The organism is Halomonas sp. MCCC 1A13316 (assembly GCF_014931605.1).
Classification (GTDB): Bacteria; Pseudomonadota; Gammaproteobacteria; order Pseudomonadales; family Halomonadaceae; genus Halomonas.
Window position 1 is genome coordinate 1,809,855 of sequence record NZ_CP053382.1, and the last position, 18,984, is coordinate 1,828,838.

Sequence of the window (18,984 nt, forward strand, 5' to 3'; positions counted from 1 at the left end):
CTGCGCGGAGCGCTGCATGACCACGCCCAATCAACCTCCGGCCGATCCCGGCGCTTATCTCGACGACCCCAATCGTGAACCACTGGAACTCGACGTCGAGGGCCGCCGTGGTCCGGCGGCCTTTCGCTGGCTGACCATGGCCATGGAGCACCTGATCGCTGTGATTCTGGTGGCCCTGATTGTCTCGGTATCGGCCAATGTCATCGGCCGTTCGATGTTCAACCGCTCGTTGCCATGGGCCGACGAACTGGCACGCATGCTGTTCATCTGGCTGATCTTCATCGGTGCCGCGGCGGCCTTTGCCCGCTATGAGCACATCGCAGTGGATTTCCTGGTGCGACGGCTCAAGCCGCGTGCCGCCTATGCCCTTTTTCTGCTCCAGCACCTGATCATCGCTTCCCTGATGAGCATCATCATCTGGGGTGGCTACTTGGTGATGTCACGCTCCACCGGCCGTACCGCCATCCTCGGTGTACCGTGGAATCTGATCAATGTCTCCCTGGTGCTGTGTTCGCTGTTCATCGTTGCGGTGGCCCTGTGGCGCGCCTGGCTATGCCTGCGTTTCATCCGCGACCCTCAAGCCGCCGTTCGGCAAGCGGGAGACTGACCCATGCTGTGGATTTTCCTTGCCATCCTGTTCGCGTCCATCATCATCGGGCTGCCTATCGCCTTCGGCCTTGGCATCGCTGCGGTAGTGATGGCGGTGCTCTCCGACATTCCGCTGTCGATCCTGATCGAGCAGTCGATTCGTGGCGTGAACAATTTCCCGCTGCTGGCCATCCCCTTCTTCATCCTGGTGGGCGAGGTGATGAGCAACGGCGGTATCGCCCGCCGACTGATGGAACTCGCCGGCGCGCTGGTCGGCTTCATGCGTGGCGGGCTCGGTCAGGTGGCGATTACCGGCTCGATGTTCTTCGGTGGCATCAGCGGCTCGGCGGTAGCCGATACCGCCGCCACCGGGGCGATGATGATCCCGTCGATGAAGCAGCAGGGGTATTCCGCCCCGCATGCCACCGCGATCAATACCGTTTCCTCGGTGATCGGTATCATCATTCCACCTTCAATCCCGCTGATCCTGTTCGGCATCGTCACGGAAACTTCGATCAGCCGCCTGTTCATCGCCGGCATCGTTCCGGGCCTGCTGATCGGCTTTGCGCTCATGGTGACCACCTTCATCATGGCCAGCATCGAGCACGCCGGGCAGACTCGCAAATTCGAACTGGGTCGCCTGTGGCAGGCGTTCAAGGCCGCCTGGCTGGCACTGGTGCTGCCGGTGATCGTGATCGGCGGCATTCTCGGCGGGGTGTTCACCGCCACCGAGGCAGCCGTGGCGGCACTGCTCTATTCACTGTTCATTTCGCTGGCGGTGTACCGCGAATTCCACCCCCGCGAGCTGTGGGGCATGTTGATTCGCACCGCACGGTTGACCGGCATGGTGCTGCTGCTGCTGGCGTTCGCTACCGTCATAGCCTGGTTCCTAACCATCAACATGGTGCCGCAGACCCTGGTACGCCAAGTGCAGGCGATCACCCAGGAGCCATTCTGGCTGTTGATGATCGTGGCCGGCCTGCTATTGCTGGTGGGCTTCGTGATGGACCTGACCCCGGCGATGGTGATCATGGCGCCGATGCTGACGCCGATCGTCACCTCGGTGGGGGTCGACCCGGTCTACTTCGGCGTGCTGATGGCCTTCATCCTCGGTATCGGCCTGCTGACGCCGCCAGTGGGGACCTGCCTCTATGTGGGCTGTGGTGTCGGTCGGGTCAGCATGGAGCAATTGGTCAGGGCAATGCTGCCGTACTATGCCGCATTGCTGGTGGTACTGGTGGTGTTGATCGCCTTCCCCGGGATCGTGACCTGGCTGCCCGATATGGCCGCAGTCCGTGGAAACTGAGTGCGGCAACTGACAACCGGAGGTCACGTGAAGGATGGCACACACCGCATCGTGGTGATGGGAGTGTCGGGCTCGGGCAAGTCGCACATTGGCGCCTTGCTCGCCAGCCGACTGGGCGTCGCCTTCATCGATGGCGACGACTACCATTCGCCGGCCAACGTCGACAAGATGGCCAACGGTATCCCGCTCGACGACGACGATCGCCGCGAGTGGCTGGAAACCCTGGCGGGATTGATCGGCGATCACCGACGGCGCGATGCCTCACTGGTGCTGGCCTGCTCTGCGCTCAAGCAGCGCTACCGCGAACTTCTGCGGCGCGGCGACTCCGAGCTCGCCTTCCTGTTTCTCGAAGGGCGGCGCGATGAGTTGCGCCAACGCCTGGCCGCGCGGGAGGAGCACTTCTTTCGCGGCGAGGCGATGCTCGATAGTCAGCTCCGCGACCTCGAGCCTCCAGGTGAGGCCGAGGCCGTGGTGTGCAGCATCTCCGATACGCCCGAGGCGATTGTCGAAAATTTCCTGGAAGCCTTGCCGGATATTCGCCGGTGATCCCTGAGCCTTGAGATAGCGTCAACGGCACGGGCGCGGCGACTCCGGTATCATGTTGGCGGGTGCCATTGGCACGCGCCAGTATTATCAGCCGCCAGTGGGGCACCGTGAAGAAGAAACGACCGACACTGCAGGACATCGCCGACCGGGTCGGGGCGACCAAGATGACCGTGAGTCGCTGCCTGCGCGACCCCACGACCGTATCGGAAGGCCTGCGCGAGCGTATCTTCAGCGTGGCGGAGCAGGTCGGTTACATTCCCAACCGAGCCCCCGATCTCCTTTCGCGCGCCACGAGTCACTCAATCGGCCTGCTGGTGCCCTCACTGACCAATCAGGTATTCGCTGACGTGCTGGTGGGCATCGAGGAGGTTACCGAGCCGCTGGGCTATCACCTGATGCTTTCGCACTACGGCTACAGCCAGGATCTGGAAGAGCGCAGCCTGGCCTCGCTGCTTTCCTATAACGTCGATGGCGTTATCCTTTCCGACAGTTACCACACGGCGCGTACCTGCCGAATGCTCGAAACGGCTGGCATTCCTATCGTAGAGATCATGGATTCGCTGACCCCGCCACTGCAGCAGTCTATCGGCTTCGACAATGTACGTGCCGCCCACGATATGGTCAGCGAAATGATCCGCCGTGGCCGGCGTCGGATCGCCTACCTCGCCGTGCGTCTCGACTCGCGAACCCGGCAGCGCGAGCAGGGTTACCGCCAGGCCATGGAGGAGCAAGGACTGGTGCCGCTGAGTTTGCAGCGCAGCCAGCGCTCCTCCTACTCTGTTGGGGCTGCGCTGTTAGGCGAGATTCTCGCGCAGCACCCCGATACCGACGGCATCTTTTGTACCAATGACGACGTCGCGGTGGGGGCCTACTTCGAATGCCTGCGGCGTGGTGTCAAAGTGCCTGAGCAGATGGCCATCGCCGGCTTTCACGGCCATGACGTAGGGCAGGTGATGACGCCGAGGCTGGCCAGCGTGGTTACCCCACGCCAGGCAATCGGCAGACGTGCCGCGAGCGAGCTGCTTCGGCGTATCCAGGGCGGAGCATTGGAAGAGCCGGTCATAGATCTGGGCTATACCATCGAGCCTGGCATGACGCTTTGATGTGCCTGCAGCGGGCTGTAGACGATTATAGCGCTAGCCAGTGGCACGTAGGCAGGCAAGCTCAAGTGGCGTTAGATTCGTCGCTGCCGTTTGCTATGGTTTCTTCGCGCTGCGTTTCGTATCGAGAGGCTTGCTCGGCCGGCTGGCGCGCCATCAACGTGATCTCGACATTGGCACCGCCGCTCAGGCGCGGTGACTCGGTGCAGGTGCGTGCTGGGTAGCTGTGGTTCTCGAAGAACTCGGCGTAGGCGGCGTCCATGGTGTGGATGGTGTCTAGATTGGTCAGATGAATGTCCACGCGTACCACTTCCGCCATCGAGGCACCGGCGTATTCCAGCATGCGCGAAAGTCGGCGCATCACCCAGCGTGTCTCCTCGGCGATGTCGCCGAGTACGGCCTCACCGCCTTGGATGTCGGTCACCGTCAAGCCGGAAAGAAAGAGGTAATGGCCATCCATCGCGATGTGACTGCCCGGGAAGACCGGAACGGCAAGCGTCGGATCGTTGAGGAAGCGATGCATAGCGGCTGGGCCTCGTTGGGTTGTCGTCTCATTCATTGTGGCGTCTCGCTCAAGGGGTGCAAGCGCTTGCCTTCGTCGGGAGCGTATCCGATGCTATCGGCTGAGGTTTGTTGCGTTGCAGTATTCGACGCCGCTCGATCCATCTCACTATCGATCAAGGCTTAGCGCATGGACAGTCAAGGGCAGGGGACGGATAACGGCCATATAGAAAACAGGACCTTCGACGAGATACGGGTTGGTGATTCGGCATCGCTCGAGAAGCGGCTGACCCTCGACGACATCAAGCTCTTCGCGATCATGTCGGGCGATATCAATCCGGCTCACCTGGACGACGACTTCGCCAAGAGCACCCGCTTCCAGGAGGTCGTGGCCCACGGCATGTGGGGCGGGGCGCTGATATCCACCGTGCTGGGTACCGAGTTGCCCGGGCCGGGCACCATCTACCTGGGCCAGACCCTGCGCTTTCGCAAACCGGTGCGTCTCGGCGACGTGCTGCGAGTCAGCGTACGCGCCCAGCGCAAGGATGATCAGCACAAGCGCATCACCTTCGAATGCCTGTGCACTAACCAGAACGGTGAAACCGTCATCGAGGGCGAGGCAGAAGTGCAGGCGCCCACCGAGAAGGTGAGCCGGCCGCGCGCCGTGCTGCCGCGGATACGGCTTGCCGAGCGGGCACGCCTGCACGAGATGCTCAGCGCCGCCGAGCATCCCGCACCGGTGAGCATGGCGGTGGTACACCCGGTAGACGAGGCCTCGATCATGGGGGCCTATGAATCGGCGCGCCAAGGGCTGATCCGCCCGGTGCTGGTGGGCCCGAAAGCCAGGGTGCAAGCTGCCGCCGAAGCCGCCGGAATCGATATTGCCGAGTTCGAACTCATCGACGTGCCGCACAGCCATGCTGCGGCCGCCGAGGCCGTGGCACTGACTCGTGCCGGGCGGGTAGAGGCGCTGATGAAGGGAGCGCTGCATACCGAAGAGCTGCTGCACGAAGTGGTCAAGCGCGACACCGGCTTGCGCACCGAGCGCTGTCTGAGCCACGTGATGGCCTTCGACGTGCCAACCTATCCTCGGCCGCTGTTCATTACCGACGCGGCAATCAATATCTACCCGACCCTTGGCGACAAGAAGGACATCATACAGAACGCCATCGAGCTGGCTCATGCGGTAGGCAACGAGTTGCCCAAGGTGGCGATCCTCTCGGCGGTGGAAACCGTCAATCCCAAGATCGCCTCGACCGTGGAGGCCGCCGCGTTGTGCAAGATGGCCGAGCGCGGGCAGATTCACGGCGGCGTGCTCGACGGCCCGCTGGCCTTCGACAATGCCGTTTCCGAAGCAGCTGCCGCAGCCAAGGGCATCGTATCGCCGGTGGCGGGTCGGGCCGATATCCTGGTGGCGCCGGACCTGGAATCGGCCAACATGCTGATGAAGCAGCTCACCTACCTGGCCGACGCCACCGGGGCCGGGCTGGTGCTGGGGGCACGGGTGCCCATCGTGTTGACCAGCCGTGCCGACGATGCCATTACGCGCATGGCCTCCTGCGCCTTGGCGCTGCTGGTGGCGGAGCAGCAGAAGAAGGCCGGGTGGTCATGAGCGGGGAACTCCTGATCGTCAACAGCGGCTCCTCGAGTCTCAAGTTCGCCCTGTTCGATGCCGCCTACGCCGTCAGCCCCATGGCCATGCAGCTACGTTGCCGCGGCCAATTTTCGGGGCTCGGCAACCGGGCGCAAGTGGAGCTGGTGGAGGGCTTCGAGCAGAGCATGGACCCTGCACACGGCGCCATGCTGCGCGACGTGCCGCCTACCCTGGATCACAACGAGGCTTTGGCGCGCCTGCTGGAGTGGGTCGACGCAAACCCGGCGCTGGGTGATATCCGTGGCGCAGGTCATCGTATCGTTCATGGCGGGGCGCAGTACCGCGAGCCTGTGCGCCTCGATGAAGAGAACCTTGGCGAGCTGGAAGGGCTGGTTTCTCTGGCGCCGTTGCACCAGCCTTATGGCCTGGCGCCCGTGCGGGCGCTAGCCCGGCTGCGCCCGACGCTGCCTCAGGTCGCCTGCTTCGATACCGCCTTTCATGCCCACCAGCCGTGCGTAGCCCAGCGCTTCCCCTTGCCGCGTCGCTATGGTGAAAAAGGCATAATCCGCTACGGCTTCCATGGGCTCTCCTTCGACTACGTCAGCCGCGCCTTGGCCGAGCAGGTGCTGCCGCAGCATCGCCAGGCTGTGCCTGGCGGACGCACGATCATCGCCCATCTGGGCAACGGGGCGAGCCTCTGCGCATTACGCGATGGCAGGAGCGTGGCCGCCACCACCGGCTTCACCGCCGTGGAGGGGCTGATGATGGGCACCCGCAGCGGCAGCCTCGATCCCGGCCTGGTGCTGCACTTGATCCTGCAGGAGGGGATGTCCGCCGAAGCCGTGCAGCGCATGCTCTACAAGGAGTCAGGCCTGCTCGGCGTGTCCGGCATCAGCGGCGACATGCGCGAGCTGCTGGCCAGCCAGGCCCCCGAGGCGGCGGAAGCCGTTGAGCTGTTCGTCTACCGCATCGTGCGCGAGATCGGCAGTCTAGCGGCGGCGCTGGGTGGGCTCGACCATCTCGTCTTCACCGCCGGCATCGGCGAGCGCGCCGCCCCGGTACGCGCCGCCGTGGCGCAGGGCTGCGAGTGGCTCGGCGCTCGGCTCGATGCCGACGCCAACGCCACCCACGCCAGCGATATCGCCACCGCCGACAGCCGGCTCGGGCTGTGGGTCATTCCCACCGACGAGGAGCGCATGCTCGCCTGGTACACCGCCGCCGAGCTGGCCCGTTAATCATTAGGCCCCCACGACCTATAGTGTTTGCCACGGCGCGGCGGGGGGCTCGGCGAGCAGTTCGGCCAGCGTGTCGAGCGCTTGGGTCAGTGCCTCGCGTGAGGCGGCGGCGCTGAGACAAAGCCGCAGTGCCTGGGGTGCGGGTTCGCTACCCACGCAGAAGGGCTCGGCGCTGCTCACCAGCACATTGCGCTGCGCCAGCGCTTCGACGAGGACCGCACTGCGCAGCCCTTCGGGAAGCGGCAGCCACAGATTGTTGCCGTGGAGTCTGCCGCTAGTGGTGTAGCCGGCCAGACGCAGTCGTGCCAACTGCTGGCGTTCGCCCAGTTCCTGAATCAACCAATCGAGCAGGGCGCGGCTATCGTCGCTGGCCACCCAGCGGCACACCGCCTCGACCATCAGGGGCGGTACCATCCAGTTCTGGGCGCGCAGCGTCGTCCCCAATCGCTCGCGCAGCATGGGTGGTGCCATCAGGGTGCCGATACGCAACCCGCCGGCCAGAACCTTCGATGTGCTGAAGATGAAAAGGGTTCGCTCCGGTGCCAGGCGATAGAGCGGCGTGCCACGCTCCGACTCGGGCAGGTATTGCACACCATCCTCGACGATCCAGAAATCGTGGCGGCGTGCCAGCGTCACCAGGCGTTCACGGCGGGCTTCGCTCAGCGGCGTCCCGGTAGGATTGTTCTGGTCCGGTGTGACATAGACCAGCCTTGGTGGCTGCTGTTGTGCGCAGAGCCGGGCGAGGGCGTCCATGTCCATGCCCTGATCTTCCATCGGTACACCCGATATTTTCAGGTGTGCCTGACGCGCAGCGCTGATCAGCCCGGGGTAGGTGAGCACGTCGGCGGCGATGCGCTCGCCAGGCCGTGCCAGGGCTTGCAGCGCCAGGCTGATACCGTGCTGTCCGCCCTGGGTGACGACCAGAGACTCGGGATCGGCAGGCATGCCCAGTTCGCACATCCAGGCAGCCAGCCGCTCGCGGTGTTCGGGCACGCCACGATCCGGCTGATATTCCACCGCACGCTGCAGCAGCTGGTCGTCCTCAGCGATTTCGTGCAGTACGCGTCCCAGGCTGGCGGCGCGCATCGGATGCGGTGGCGGCAGGCTCAGGCTGAGGTCGATGATCCCTTTTTCAACGGGGCGGCTGGCGAGGAAATCCTGGCCTGAAGCGGTCGCGGTGCCACGCACGAAAGTGCCGCTGCCCACCCGTGCGGTCACCCAGCCATGGCGTTCGGCTTCAGCGTAGGCCCGGGTCACCGTACCGACGGTAACGCCAAGGCGGTCGGCCAGCCGACGTTGCGGGGGGAGTTTCTGCCCCGCAGAGAGTTCGCCGGCCTGAATGGCCATGGCGATGGAGTCGGCAATGGCGCGGTAGCGAACGCCATCTTCGGCAAGCTGTGGAATCCACATTGTCATGGTGACAATAAAACCTTTGACGGAATATCTGGACTCATTATGCTGACAATTGTGCGCACTATCCAATCAAGCTTCTTAATTGTATGGGTTCAATGACATGGAAGCTGTGGCGTTACTCGGGCCTGCGGCCCTCTACATGATTTCGATGACCATCACTCCCGGCCCCAATAACGTGATGCTCACGGCCTCGGGCGCCAACTATGGCTTTACCCGTACTCTGCCGCACATCTTCGGTATTCTGGGGGGCTGTTTCGTGCTCTTTTCCGGCATAGCCCTAGGGCTGGGGTTGATCTTCGAGCGCTACCCCTCGGTGCAACTGGCCCTGCGGGTGCTAGGCAGCACCTACTTGCTTTATCTGGCCTGGAAGATTGCCACGGCACCGCCGCCTGATCTGCGCGTACGGGGTGAGGGCAAGCCTCTGAGCTTCTGGCAGGCGGCCGTGTTCCAGTTCGCCAACCCCAAGGCGTGGGTGATGGGCCTGGCGCTGATGGCAGGTTTCCTGCCCGAGGGGGGCGACACCTTCGTCAATGCGCTGATGCTGGCCGGTTTTGCCGAACTGGTGGCGCTGCCCTGCATTGCGCTGTGGGCGGGCTTCGGCATGGCCATCGGCCAGTGGCTCGACACCCCACGCGCCTGGCGCATCTTCAACTGGACCATGGGCGGGCTCACCGCAGCCTGCGTCTACTTCATTCTGGCGTGATGCGACGACCAGCCGCGACGAGCTGCAATCAAAGAAACGGTTCCAGCTCGTCGCGGCTCATGTTGCCGCCTGTAATTACCACGACGACATCCCCTTCGGGCGGCAGCGCGATCGACTCTTCCAAGAGGGCGGCCACACCCACGGCGGCGCCGGGCTCGGCCATCAGCTTGGCTTGGTAGAGCAGGTGATGCATGGCGCGGCCGATGGCGGCATCGTCGACCTGCACCAGGGCCCGGGTGGTCTCGCGGCACAATGGGTAGGTGTGCTTGCCGACGATGGCGGCTGCCAGGCTCTTGGCGCAGGTATCTACCTTTTCCAGCCGTGAGGGTGCGCCCTGGGCCCAGGCCTGCGCCATGCTGGCGGCGCCACTGGGCTCCACGCCGATCACGGCCAGCTCGGGGCGCAGCGCAGCGGCGGCCGAGCCGATGCCGGCTATCAGGCCGCCGCCGCCCACCGGGCAGAGAATGGCCGTGGCCTCGGGTGCCTGCTCGAGGATCTCGAGCCCGACGGTACCTTGGCCGGCAATGATGCGTTCGTCGTCATAGGGGTGCACCAAGGTCAGGCCACGTTCTGCCACCAGCTCATGCATCCGCTCCCAGGCGGCATTGATATCGCCGTGCAGGATTACCTCGGCGCCCAGCTTGCGACTGCCATCCACCTTGAACCGGCTGGCGTTCTCGGGCATCACGATCGTAACCGGCACACCGACTTGGCTCGCCGCCCAAGCTAGCCCGAGGGCGTGATTACCCGCCGACACCGCGCCCAGGCCGCCGGCCAGCTCCCCTCGGCTGGCGGTGCGCACCCAGTGCAGGCCGCCGCGGGCCTTGAACGAACCGGTACGCTGGAACAGCTCACCCTTTAGCCACACTCGTCGACCGAGCTGGTCCGACAGGACATGATCGAGGACCAGCGGCGTGGGTGGCAGGGTGTCGGCAATGAGGCGCTGGGCGGACTGCAGGCGTTCGAGCGCAAGCATGGGCCACTCCTACAGCAAATTGTAAATAATGACGAACAGGCTGGTGCCGGTGATGATGAAGGCGAGGATCGAGAGCAGCCCGTCTCGAGCCATGATCGCCAGGCCGAACAGCGTCAGGGCCACGCCGGCGATGTTTACCGTCAGCGGTATCAGCTCCATGGGGGGCATGGCCAGGGCCAGCACGAAGCACGCCAAGGCGGTCAGGCGTATGCCCTGTTTGCCGGTCATGAAAGTAATCCGGGCGTTCAGCATGCGATCGACCCACCGGGCCGGCCTATACATCCATTTGAGCCCCTTGTGTACCTTGTCGCTGGGTAGCGTGCGATTGCGCAGCCAGCCCGGCAGCCAGAAGGTGCGTCGGCCGGCGAGCAGTTGCCCGCAGACCAGCAGTGTGAACAAGGCCATCAGCGTAGGCACGCCCGGGATTCCGCTGACGATGGGCATCAGCGTGACCAGCCCAGCCAGCAGCAGCAACGGGCCGAATGCACGCCGGCCGATGGCATCGAGCACCTCGTCGAAGCGGATTCGTCCCGACGGCGTATCAATGGATTCTATGGCGCGCATCAGCTCGACGAGATTGTGCGGTTCCGTTGCGGGCTCATCCGGATCCGCTGTGGGCTCAACCGGTTCTATATCTCGTGGGGCCTGCATCCTTTCTCTCATTGGCTCATCCCTGTCTTGTACAGACTCCTGTCGGTTCACAGCATAGCGTTTATGCGCCTGGTCATGCTTGTCGCTGCTAATGGCGAGCCAAAGTAAATGTGCTTATTCCTATTTTCTCTATCCATACAACAATGCAATTAGCCAAAAGTCGGCTTTGCGCTCCTCTCATGCCTCAACTTTCCGACTCTTTTGCCGATTGAAATAGAGAAAAATCAAAAAAATCAAAAAAGCCAAAACGCACCATGCAAGGGGCTAACGATGAAGAATGTATCCATCAAATGGAGCCTGACAGCAGCACTTGTGGTCCTGGTGCTGATGATCGGCTTGATCAGCGGGTTGGGGTTCTACTCCAATGCCAAGGGCGAAGCGGCTCTGCACGAACTGGCAGAAACCAACATGAAGCTGGCCGACACGGCCAACCGTGCCCAGGTGAACGTATTGCGGGCGCAGACCTTCTTGGACCGCTACGCCAGCCTGAGCACCCAAGGCAACCCGGACAAGGCGGGTGAGAATCAGCAACTTGCAGCGGCCGCGATTGAAACGGCACAGCTGCGCTTCGCCGAGTTTGGCGAATTGCCTCTCGATCCCGCGGATACCCGCACGCCATACGTAGTGGCGATTACCGAAGCTTACGAGGCGCTCGTCAACGAGGGCCTGGTGCCGCTGCTGGACGCCGCACCGTTTCAGGTCCAACGCAGCCAGGATCAGTTGGCCGGGTTAGGTGCGCAGCTCGACCAGGCCATGGATGCCTTCATCCACTACATCGAAGAGCGCGCCCACAACGATATCGAGGCAATTGAGACCCTGGATCGGCGCGTGGCGATCACGGCCACAGCATTGCTGGTGGCGGCGCTGGTGGCCGCCTTCCTCATTCGCGTTGCTCTGATGCGTGTGGTGGTGACCCCGCTGCGCGAGGCCATCGACCACTTCGAGCGTATCGCCGATGGCGACCTGACCGCACGTATCGAAGATCGTGGTCGCAACGAGATCGGCCAGCTGTACAGCGCTCTGGGCCGTATGCAGGAGAAGCTCAAGACACTGGTGGTCTCGCTGCGCGAAAGCAGTGAGAACGTCTTCACCGGCGCCGGCGAGATCGCTTCGGGCAGCCAGGACCTCTCATCGCGGACCGAGCAGCAGGCATCGGCACTGCAGGAAACCGCTTCCAGCATGGAGGAGATGGCCTCTACCGTCAGCAAGAACACCGATACCTCGATAGAGGCGGACCGCCTTTCCGCCGCGGCGTCCAAGACAGCCGAGGCCGGCGGTCAGGAAGTCGAGCGCACCGTGCTGTTGATGCGCGAAATCGCCGAGAGCGCCCGGCGCATCAACGACATCATCGGCGTGATCGACTCGATTGCCTTCCAGACCAATATTCTCGCACTGAATGCCTCGGTCGAGGCAGCCAGGGCAGGGGAACAGGGCCGTGGCTTCGCCGTGGTGGCGAGCGAAGTGCGCTCCCTGGCCAGCCGCAGCGCAGAATCCGCCAAGGAGATCCGCAAGCTGATCGAGGACACCACGACCCGGGTGGCCAGCGGTGCCGAGCAGGCCGAGCGCAGCGGCGAGACGATCAACGAAACCGTCGAATCGATTCGTCAGGTCAGCGCCCTGATGGGCGAAATCTCCACCGCCACGCGGGAGCAGAACAGCGGTATCGAACAGATCAACACGGCGTTGACCGAGATGGACTCGGTTACCCAGCAGAATGCCTCGCTGGTGCAGCAAACCAGTGCCGCTGCTGCCTCGCTGGAAGAGCAGGCCAGCCGCCTCGCCGCGCTGATCGCCACTTTCCGCGTCGACGAGCAGGCCACCTCGACGACGGCACGGAATGATCGCCAATCCGGTGCTGAGCCACGAGGCGGCAAGGCGGAAGAGAAAGCACCGCATCAGCTCGTTCGACTGACCGATCCCAAGCCGTCGCGTTCTCGCCAGAGTTCAACGGCCGAAGAGGATTGGAGCGAGTTCTGACGCCAGGCCAGCAGATGCTTTACCTTGAGCCGCACAATGCGGCTCTTCTTATTTGAGGGCTAACGAACTGTGAAGAGAGGCTGTAACCTCGGCAGCCATCATGGTCACCAACCGATCGAGCGCGCCCGCCAGCGCCCCATAGGTGACGATCCCGAGCACAGCGACGGGCTAGTATTGCCACAAGCGCCTTGACGCCAGGCAGCCTGTGAATTTTTGTATATTCAAAAGCTTGGAGCATGTTGCGTGACTAGACTGCGAGCCATGAAGGATCGCATAAGGAGCGCAGCATGACTAGGGATTCGGTACATGGCAGCTTGCCTACGGCAACCGTGGGCGAGACCTTGGCGGTGATGGGAAATGTCTTCGCTCCCAGCATCGCCAAGGGCGTAATCATTCGTCGCCCCATGGCGGTAGGCATGGTGGAGAAGCTTGGCCTGGACAAGCGCAGCATCCGCCGCCTGCAGAAGCTCAACGAGAAGTACGGTCCTGGCCCGTTGATGCTGAACACTCCCAAGGGCAAGCCTATGGCGCTGGTGCTCGACCCCGACCACGCCAACCGCGTGCTCAACGAGACGCCCGAGCCCTTCGCCACCGCCGAATGGGCCAAGCAGAAAGCCCTCGAGCACTTCGAACCCGACATGGCGCTGATTTCCCACGGCCCCGAACGCACCGAGCGCCGCCGCTTCAATGAAGAGGTATTGCAGAGCGGTTGCCCCGTGCACGGCCTGGGGTCGCGCTTTGCCCAGGTTGTCGAGCAGGAAGCCAGCGAACTGCTCACCGGCGTCGAACGACACCGTGGCAAGCTCGACTGGGGCATGTTCGAGGCAACCTGGAACCGCGTGGTGCGCCGCGTGGTGCTGGGCGATACCGCGCGTGACGACCGAGCCTTGACCGAGATGCTGGAGAAGCTTCGCTCCGCCGGCAACTGGGCCTTCCTGCATCCGGGGCATGATCGCCTACGCGATACCTTTCACGAGCGTCTCCGTACCTACCTGAAGCGGGGAGAGGCGGGCAGCCTGGCCGCCGAGGTTGCACAGGCTTCGACCAACGCCGTCACGCAGCCGGAGCATCAGGTACCGCAATACCTGTTCGCCTTCGACCCTGCCGGCATGACCACTTTCCGTGCCTTGGCGCTGCTGGCTGCGCATCCCAATCAGGCCGAGCGAGCCCAGGCCGAGATCGCCGAGCACGAGCTTGGGCGAGCGCCCAAGCTCGACTTCCTGCGCGCTTGTGTGCTCGAGTCGCTGCGGTTGTGGCCCACCACGCCTCTGCTGCTGCGCCAGACCACCGAAGAGACCGAATGGGAGAACGGCACGATGCCGGCAGAAACTTCGGTACTGTTGCTGGCTCCCTACTTCCACCGCGACGACCGCTACCTGGACGATGCCAATCGGTTCGAGCCCGACCTCTGGCTGCAGCCGGGCGGGGCAGGGGATTGGCCGATGGTTCCGTTCAGCGGTGGCAGCGGTATCTGCCCCGGTCGGCATGTGGTACTGCTGGTGACCAGCCTCATGCTCTCCAGGCTACTTCAGGGGCGGGAGTACCGCTTGGATCCGCCAGCGCGCCTGCTCAGCAGCAGGCCGATGCCGCCGCTGCTCAACAATTACGACTTGGCGTTCAGGGTCGCCAGCCGTTAATCCGCGCGGCATCCTATGTGAACGCAGGAAGTCTAGGTGAGAGAGCTGTCATGCCAGCAAGGGCATACCCCGCGCAACATCATGTCTACAGCGACATTGTCAGCCGAGGGCTCTTGCACTGCGGCGCTGGGTCTTGTCGTCGTACATGCGATTGTCAGCCAGAGTCAGCACATCCTGGGCGGGCACTTCGGTGGAACTGGCTGTGCCCATGCTCAAGCGAAGCTGCACCTCTACGTTCTCGCCGTGCGTGGAGGTGACGATGCACCGCTGGCCCTCCAGGTGGGCCCTGATCAGTGCAACAAGGCGATTGGGTGCCGCCAGGTCCGCGGAAGGGAACAAGATGACGAATTCGTCACCGCCATAACGTGCGAGGACGTCATCTTCGCGGCACTTCATCTTCAAGCGCTCGGCAACGGCGGTGATCAACTGGTCGCCCGCTACGTGGCCATATTGGTCGTTGATCTTCTTGAGTCCGTCGACATCCATCATCAAGACGGCGAAATCCAGACCCGGTGGCTGTGCCTTGGCCTGAATGCTCCATTGCAGCGCCGATTCGAAGAAGCCACGATTGTAGAGCTCGGTCAGGCCATCGCGTTCCGCCGTCTTCTTCAGCTCCAAGTGGAGCAGCTTGTTTTCGGTGGCTGCCGCCAATTGATCGGCGAACAGAGTCAGCATGCGTTCCAGCGCACCGTCCAGCTTGGGCGCTCGCACGATCAGCCACCCATCGTAAATGCTGAGTCGTCCTGCCATGGGCGTGGCGTACAGTTGCTCGCCGACAGTGGTGTCGCGCAGCTTGACCGTATTCTCCTGTCGTTCATGAAGCGTCGCCAACAGGCTGCCGAGGCGGCGCTCATCCTCCGCGCCGAGTCGAAGTCCGGCGACAGCCGCATAGCGCGTCACTTCAGGGCGTTGCCGCTCCTGCAGGAACACGGCAAACCCGTACTCGGGGAAATCTGCATGCAGATGCTTCAGCGAATCGTCCAGTAGGGTATGGATGTTCGAGGCACGATTGGCCACGACGCCAAGCTGGAGCAGTGCATGAAAGACCCGATTCTGGAACTTGATCTCGACGATATTGCGGCCGATCTTGCGGTTCTGCCCGTACATCACGTGGGCGATCGCCAGGAAATATATCACTGCACCGGCACCTTGGTAGATATCCAGCCCGGTGCTGACGTACGGCCTGAAACCGAACCCGGTCAAGGCGCTCCAGCCCAGTGCGCCGCCGGCAAACAGCGCCATGGAGGCCGCCATTCGACGTGGGCCGCCGATGACCATGTTGTTCATGAAGCAGGCAAGGCTGATCGTGACGGTGGCCAGCACATAGAAATCGAGCACACTGCACCAGGCACCGAACAAAAGGCTGTCGAAATAGAGATTCCTGAATTCGGCGCGCTTTGAGTCGTGAGCCACGGCAGCGTGGCCGTACGCGACGGCTGGCCATAGCAGCAGGAGTAGCGCCGGCAGGATCAGCGACCAGCCGCTGCCTTCCTCCCAGGCAATCCATAGCGTGGTTCCGAAGGTATGGCAAAAGGCGAAGGCGCGTGGGGCCAGTGTCGCCAGAGCGAGACGATGGGGGGGCTTGAGAAGGGACCGTGCCCGAGTTGAAAGCGATTTGATATCTAGCATGCCCGCCTAGGCCGTCTGCCCGCTCGCTGCAGGCAGGACGACATCGATTCGTTAGAGTTATGAGCCGTTTAAAACGCTCTTGCCAGTAGCCTAACACTGGCGGGAATGGCTGGCATCAACATGACTCATTGCCGCACAGGTCGGCAACCTGTGCCTGGTCGCCATACTGCCGCGACAAGCAGGTGGCAGCGCCGCCCGGCGAGCGCTATCTTGGGAGTTCGATTTCCCTCGGAACCCCACCATGTCGGATGTCACCAAGCCCCTGTTCTGGCGCGACCCGCGCATGCCTCACGTGGAGTTGCGCAAGGTCGATGACGGCCGAAGGGTCTGCTACGCACCGCACAGCCATACGCATTGGTCACTGGGCGCTATTACCGCGGGGGAGAGTACATTTCGCTATCGGGAGGAACGTTACCACGTGCATGCCGGCACCCTGGTGATGATGAATCCCGACTGGATGCATGCCTGCAGCGCCATCGACGACCGGCCCTGGGCCTACCTGATGCTCTACGTCGATACCGATTGGCTGAGCGAGCTACGCTATCAGGCCGGATTGTTGGCGTCGCCACGTTGGCAGGATTTCACCACCGCCGTGATTCGCGCGCCCAAATGGTATGAAGGCTACTGCGATATGGCGGCCTGTCTGCTCGATCCGGCCCGCGACCTGCTCGACAGGCAAACGGTCGTGGTCGAATACCTCTCCGCTTTGATACACGAAATGGCCGGCCAGCCAGTGCAGCCATTGCCACTGGCCCCGGCGAACCTGCGGCAGCTTGCTGCCTACCTGGACGCGCACGCAACGGAGGAAATCTCGCTGGACGACCTGTGCGAGCGCTCCGGCTACAGCCCCGGCCATCTGATTCGTGCCTTCAAGCGTCATTTCGGCTTCACTCCTCATGCCTACCTGATCAATCGTCGCATCCAACAGGGCCAGCGCGAACTGAAAGGCGGCACGCCAATCGCCGAAGCGGCATTGAACGCCGGTTTCGCCGACCAACCCCACTTTCAGCGCACCTTCAAGCGCCTGGTAGCCGCCACGCCGAACCAGTATCGCCAACCGTCACTCGAGCAGTAGATAGACACAGCTACCGGCAAGCAGCACCGCCAGCGTGCGGTTGACCACCACCAGCACGGCAGGCCGATGAAGGTAGCGACGCAGAAAGGCACCGGCATAGACCCAACTGCCCAGCGACAGCCAGCAGATAGGCAGATAGAGCGCGGCGAACAGCAACACCTGCTGCAGGTCACTGCCGCTGGTGTAGGCGCCGATGCCCGAGGCCGACGCCAGCCACGCCTTGGGGTTTAGCCACTGCATCAGCGCACCGGCCATGAATCCCGGCGCACGCTGGGCTTCGCCTTCCGGCAGGCGGCCGTTGTCGCGAAACAGACGCACGCTCATATAGAGCAAGAAAGCCACCCCCGCCCAGCGCAGCGCCTGATCCAGTCCCGGTATGACCGTCAGCAGCGAGTAGAGCCCCAGCCCTACGGCAAAAAATAGCACCACGAAACCCAGCGTGGCCCCGGTCACGAACACCAGCCCCTGGGAGAGGGGATAGCGCGTGCCGCTGCTCAGGCACACCAGGTTCACCGGCCCCGGCGAGATCGAAGCGGCAAGGGCAAATGCCGACATTGGCAGAATCAGTGTAAGGCTCATCGCGTCATTCTCCTGGGTAGCAATGAACCAAGCGTGCCGCAGCGACAGGGAGGCGGTATTGAAGGAAATTGAGGTGAATTAGGGGGCGGACAGGTATTGTGAAAGGAAGGCTACCGGCCGAAGCGGGCCGGTAGCAGTTGCCTCGCGGGGGATCGTCTACTTACCCAGCGCCTTCAGCAGCAGCCGAGCCGTCGGCTCGGAGGAGGGTGGGTTCTGGCCGGTGATCAGCAGGCCATCCTGACGGGTGTAGGGCGTGAAGACGTCGGCCTTGGAGTAGTGGGCACCGCCTTCTTTCAGTGCGTCTTCCACCAGGTGCGGCACGACCTCGGTGAGGCCCACGGCCTCTTCCTCTTCGTTGGTGAAACCTGTTACCTGGCGACCGCGAATGATGGGCTCGCCACTGGCATCTCGGGCATGGATCAAGGCGATAGGAGCGTGGCAAACGGCGGCCACCGGTTTTTGCTGCGCCCAGAAGGTTTCGATGAGGCGGATAGAATCCTTGTCCTCCACCAGATCCCAGAGCGGACCGTGGCCGCCAGGGTAGAAGACGGCATCGAAGTCGTCGGCACTGACTTCGCTCAAACGCCGGGTATTGGCCAGGGCTCGCTCGGCCTCGTCGTCCTGCTGGAAGCGGCGGGTCGCCTCGGTCTGGCTCTCCTCTGCATCGCTCTTCGGGTCCAGTGGCGGCTTGCCGCCCTTTGGCGAGGCCAGTACTACCTCGGCGCCGGCATCCAGGCAGGCGTAGTAGGGCGCTGCCAGCTCCTCCAGCCAGAAGCCGGTGGGCTCGCCGGTATCGCCGAGACGATCGTGCGAGGTAAGTACCATCAGAATGCGTGAACTCATGGGGACTCCTGTCGTGGTGGTTGGCTGTGTCCAACCTACAAGATAGCGGAGCAGCCGTAATCGAAAATCCGGCTCACTTGCGATCTAGATTGTCGATGGGGCCCTTACCCAGCGTTTTCAACAGCGCGCTCCGGCACTTCTTGAGCAGAGGATAGAGCCGCGCGGTGCGACCGGGGCTCGCAAACAGCCGATACATCAGTCGATTGAACACGCCGCTGCGGGTGCCCAGCAGGCTGAGCCGATGCAGGGCTTCGCTGCCGTGGTACCAGCGCTCGCCGACCTGCAGGGCGAAGCCCTGGTCCAGGTCGACGTCCATGGCGGTGAGCTCTCGACGCGCTTCGCTCTCCTGCCTGGCGTCGATCAGCTCGAGTTCGCCGACCTCCTCGCGGATGCGCTGCCAACGTACGTAACGACGGCACATAGGGCACTCGCCGTCGTAAACCAGGCGAAGCCGACGACTCGATGGCTCGTGCAGGCGGGAATTTCTCGGTGCCGACATTAGCTATCCTGAGTCTGGAGATAAATGCTTCTCGATACTCGATTCTAGCAGGTGGTGGAAGTGCTCCGGACTTGGTGGTTCGTAACGTTCTATCAGGCAGTACCAGGGCGGCCATAGTCCTTAGCCCTTTGT

At 63.1% G+C, this 18,984-nt stretch carries 18 protein-coding genes; 10 read left to right on the plus strand and 8 right to left on the minus strand.

Annotated features, from left to right (window positions below):
- Positions 1-16 precede the first annotated feature (16 nt).
- The 4 genes from HNO52_RS08395 (at position 17) to gntR (ending at position 3,543) form a co-directional block, all read left to right on the plus strand.
- Positions 17-607 (plus strand): TRAP transporter small permease, encoded by a 591-nt coding sequence (locus tag HNO52_RS08395; protein WP_197568691.1) that lies wholly within the window; start codon positions 17-19, stop codon positions 605-607.
- A 3-nt stretch (positions 608-610) separates the two neighbouring features.
- Positions 611-1,894 carry a TRAP transporter large permease gene (locus tag HNO52_RS08400; protein ID WP_197568692.1) on the plus strand — a complete coding sequence of 428 codons (1,284 nt, stop codon included), beginning with the start codon at positions 611-613 and terminating at the stop codon, positions 1,892-1,894.
- Between the two features lie 27 nt (positions 1,895-1,921).
- A complete protein-coding gene (locus HNO52_RS08405) occupies positions 1,922-2,440 on the plus strand; it encodes a gluconokinase (protein ID WP_232090669.1) in 519 nt (172 codons plus the stop codon).
- 107 nt (positions 2,441-2,547) lie between these two features.
- Positions 2,548-3,543: a gluconate operon transcriptional repressor GntR gene (gene gntR / locus HNO52_RS08410; RefSeq protein WP_197569152.1), complete on the plus strand. Its 996-nt coding sequence runs from the start codon at positions 2,548-2,550 to the stop codon at positions 3,541-3,543.
- A gap of 61 nt (positions 3,544-3,604) precedes the next feature.
- Here gntR and HNO52_RS08415 read toward each other — a convergent pair whose 3' ends face one another.
- Positions 3,605-4,099 carry a RidA family protein gene (locus HNO52_RS08415; RefSeq protein WP_332107665.1) on the minus strand — a complete coding sequence of 165 codons (495 nt, stop codon included), beginning with the start codon at positions 4,097-4,099 and terminating at the stop codon, positions 3,605-3,607.
- Between the two features lie 132 nt (positions 4,100-4,231).
- Between HNO52_RS08415 and HNO52_RS08420 the strand changes: the two genes are divergently transcribed.
- Both HNO52_RS08420 and HNO52_RS08425 read left to right on the plus strand, forming a co-directional pair.
- A complete protein-coding gene (locus tag HNO52_RS08420) occupies positions 4,232-5,653 on the plus strand; it encodes a bifunctional enoyl-CoA hydratase/phosphate acetyltransferase (protein WP_197568693.1) in 1,422 nt (473 codons plus the stop codon).
- Positions 5,650-6,870, plus strand: a complete 1,221-nt coding sequence (locus HNO52_RS08425; protein WP_197568694.1) for an acetate/propionate family kinase — start codon at positions 5,650-5,652, stop codon at positions 6,868-6,870. Before HNO52_RS08420 ends, HNO52_RS08425 begins: the two co-directional genes overlap by 4 nt.
- A gap of 18 nt (positions 6,871-6,888) precedes the next feature.
- Here the strand turns inward: HNO52_RS08425 and HNO52_RS08430 are convergent, their stop codons facing one another.
- The gene (locus tag HNO52_RS08430; protein WP_197568695.1) at positions 6,889-8,286 is read right to left on the minus strand and encodes an aminotransferase-like domain-containing protein; all 1,398 of its coding nucleotides are present in this window, start codon (positions 8,284-8,286) and stop codon (positions 6,889-6,891) included.
- Between the two features lie 97 nt (positions 8,287-8,383).
- Between HNO52_RS08430 and HNO52_RS08435 the strand changes: the two genes are divergently transcribed.
- Positions 8,384-8,986 carry a LysE family translocator gene (locus HNO52_RS08435; protein WP_197568696.1) on the plus strand — a complete coding sequence of 201 codons (603 nt, stop codon included), beginning with the start codon at positions 8,384-8,386 and terminating at the stop codon, positions 8,984-8,986.
- A 28-nt stretch (positions 8,987-9,014) separates the two neighbouring features.
- On the opposite strand, the gene HNO52_RS08440 is transcribed toward HNO52_RS08435, so the two are convergent.
- Complete coding sequence (locus tag HNO52_RS08440) at positions 9,015-9,962, minus strand: threonine ammonia-lyase (RefSeq protein ID WP_197568697.1); 948 nt, start codon at positions 9,960-9,962, stop codon at positions 9,015-9,017.
- A gap of 9 nt (positions 9,963-9,971) precedes the next feature.
- Complete coding sequence (locus tag HNO52_RS08445; RefSeq protein ID WP_197568698.1) at positions 9,972-10,613, minus strand: exopolysaccharide biosynthesis protein; 642 nt, start codon at positions 10,611-10,613, stop codon at positions 9,972-9,974.
- A 270-nt stretch (positions 10,614-10,883) separates the two neighbouring features.
- Between HNO52_RS08445 and HNO52_RS08450 the strand changes: the two genes are divergently transcribed.
- Positions 10,884-12,590 carry a methyl-accepting chemotaxis protein gene (locus HNO52_RS08450; RefSeq protein ID WP_197568699.1) on the plus strand — a complete coding sequence of 569 codons (1,707 nt, stop codon included), beginning with the start codon at positions 10,884-10,886 and terminating at the stop codon, positions 12,588-12,590.
- A 287-nt stretch (positions 12,591-12,877) separates the two neighbouring features.
- Positions 12,878-14,227 (plus strand): cytochrome P450, encoded by a 1,350-nt coding sequence (locus HNO52_RS08455; RefSeq protein WP_197568700.1) that lies wholly within the window; start codon positions 12,878-12,880, stop codon positions 14,225-14,227.
- A 99-nt stretch (positions 14,228-14,326) separates the two neighbouring features.
- Here HNO52_RS08455 and HNO52_RS08460 read toward each other — a convergent pair whose 3' ends face one another.
- Positions 14,327-15,856, minus strand: a complete 1,530-nt coding sequence (locus HNO52_RS08460; protein WP_197568701.1) for a sensor domain-containing diguanylate cyclase — start codon at positions 15,854-15,856, stop codon at positions 14,327-14,329.
- A 241-nt stretch (positions 15,857-16,097) separates the two neighbouring features.
- Here HNO52_RS08460 and HNO52_RS08465 point away from each other — a divergent pair, with 241 nt between their 5' ends.
- The gene (locus HNO52_RS08465) at positions 16,098-16,931 is read left to right on the plus strand and encodes an AraC family transcriptional regulator (RefSeq protein WP_197568702.1); all 834 of its coding nucleotides are present in this window, start codon (positions 16,098-16,100) and stop codon (positions 16,929-16,931) included.
- On the opposite strand, the gene HNO52_RS08470 is transcribed toward HNO52_RS08465, so the two are convergent.
- The 3 genes from HNO52_RS08470 to HNO52_RS08480 form a co-directional block, all read right to left on the minus strand.
- Positions 16,917-17,510, minus strand: coding sequence for a LysE family translocator (locus HNO52_RS08470; protein WP_197568703.1), 594 nt, complete (start codon positions 17,508-17,510; stop codon positions 16,917-16,919). The two genes, HNO52_RS08465 and HNO52_RS08470, sit on opposite strands and share 15 nt — an antisense overlap.
- Positions 17,511-17,666: 156 nt before the next feature.
- Entirely contained in the window at positions 17,667-18,353 is a 687-nt protein-coding gene (locus tag HNO52_RS08475; RefSeq protein ID WP_197568704.1) for a type 1 glutamine amidotransferase domain-containing protein, read from the minus strand.
- Positions 18,354-18,426: 73 nt separating this feature from the next.
- Positions 18,427-18,852: a DCC1-like thiol-disulfide oxidoreductase family protein gene (locus tag HNO52_RS08480; protein WP_197568705.1), complete on the minus strand. Its 426-nt coding sequence runs from the start codon at positions 18,850-18,852 to the stop codon at positions 18,427-18,429.
- Positions 18,853-18,984 lie beyond the last annotated feature (132 nt).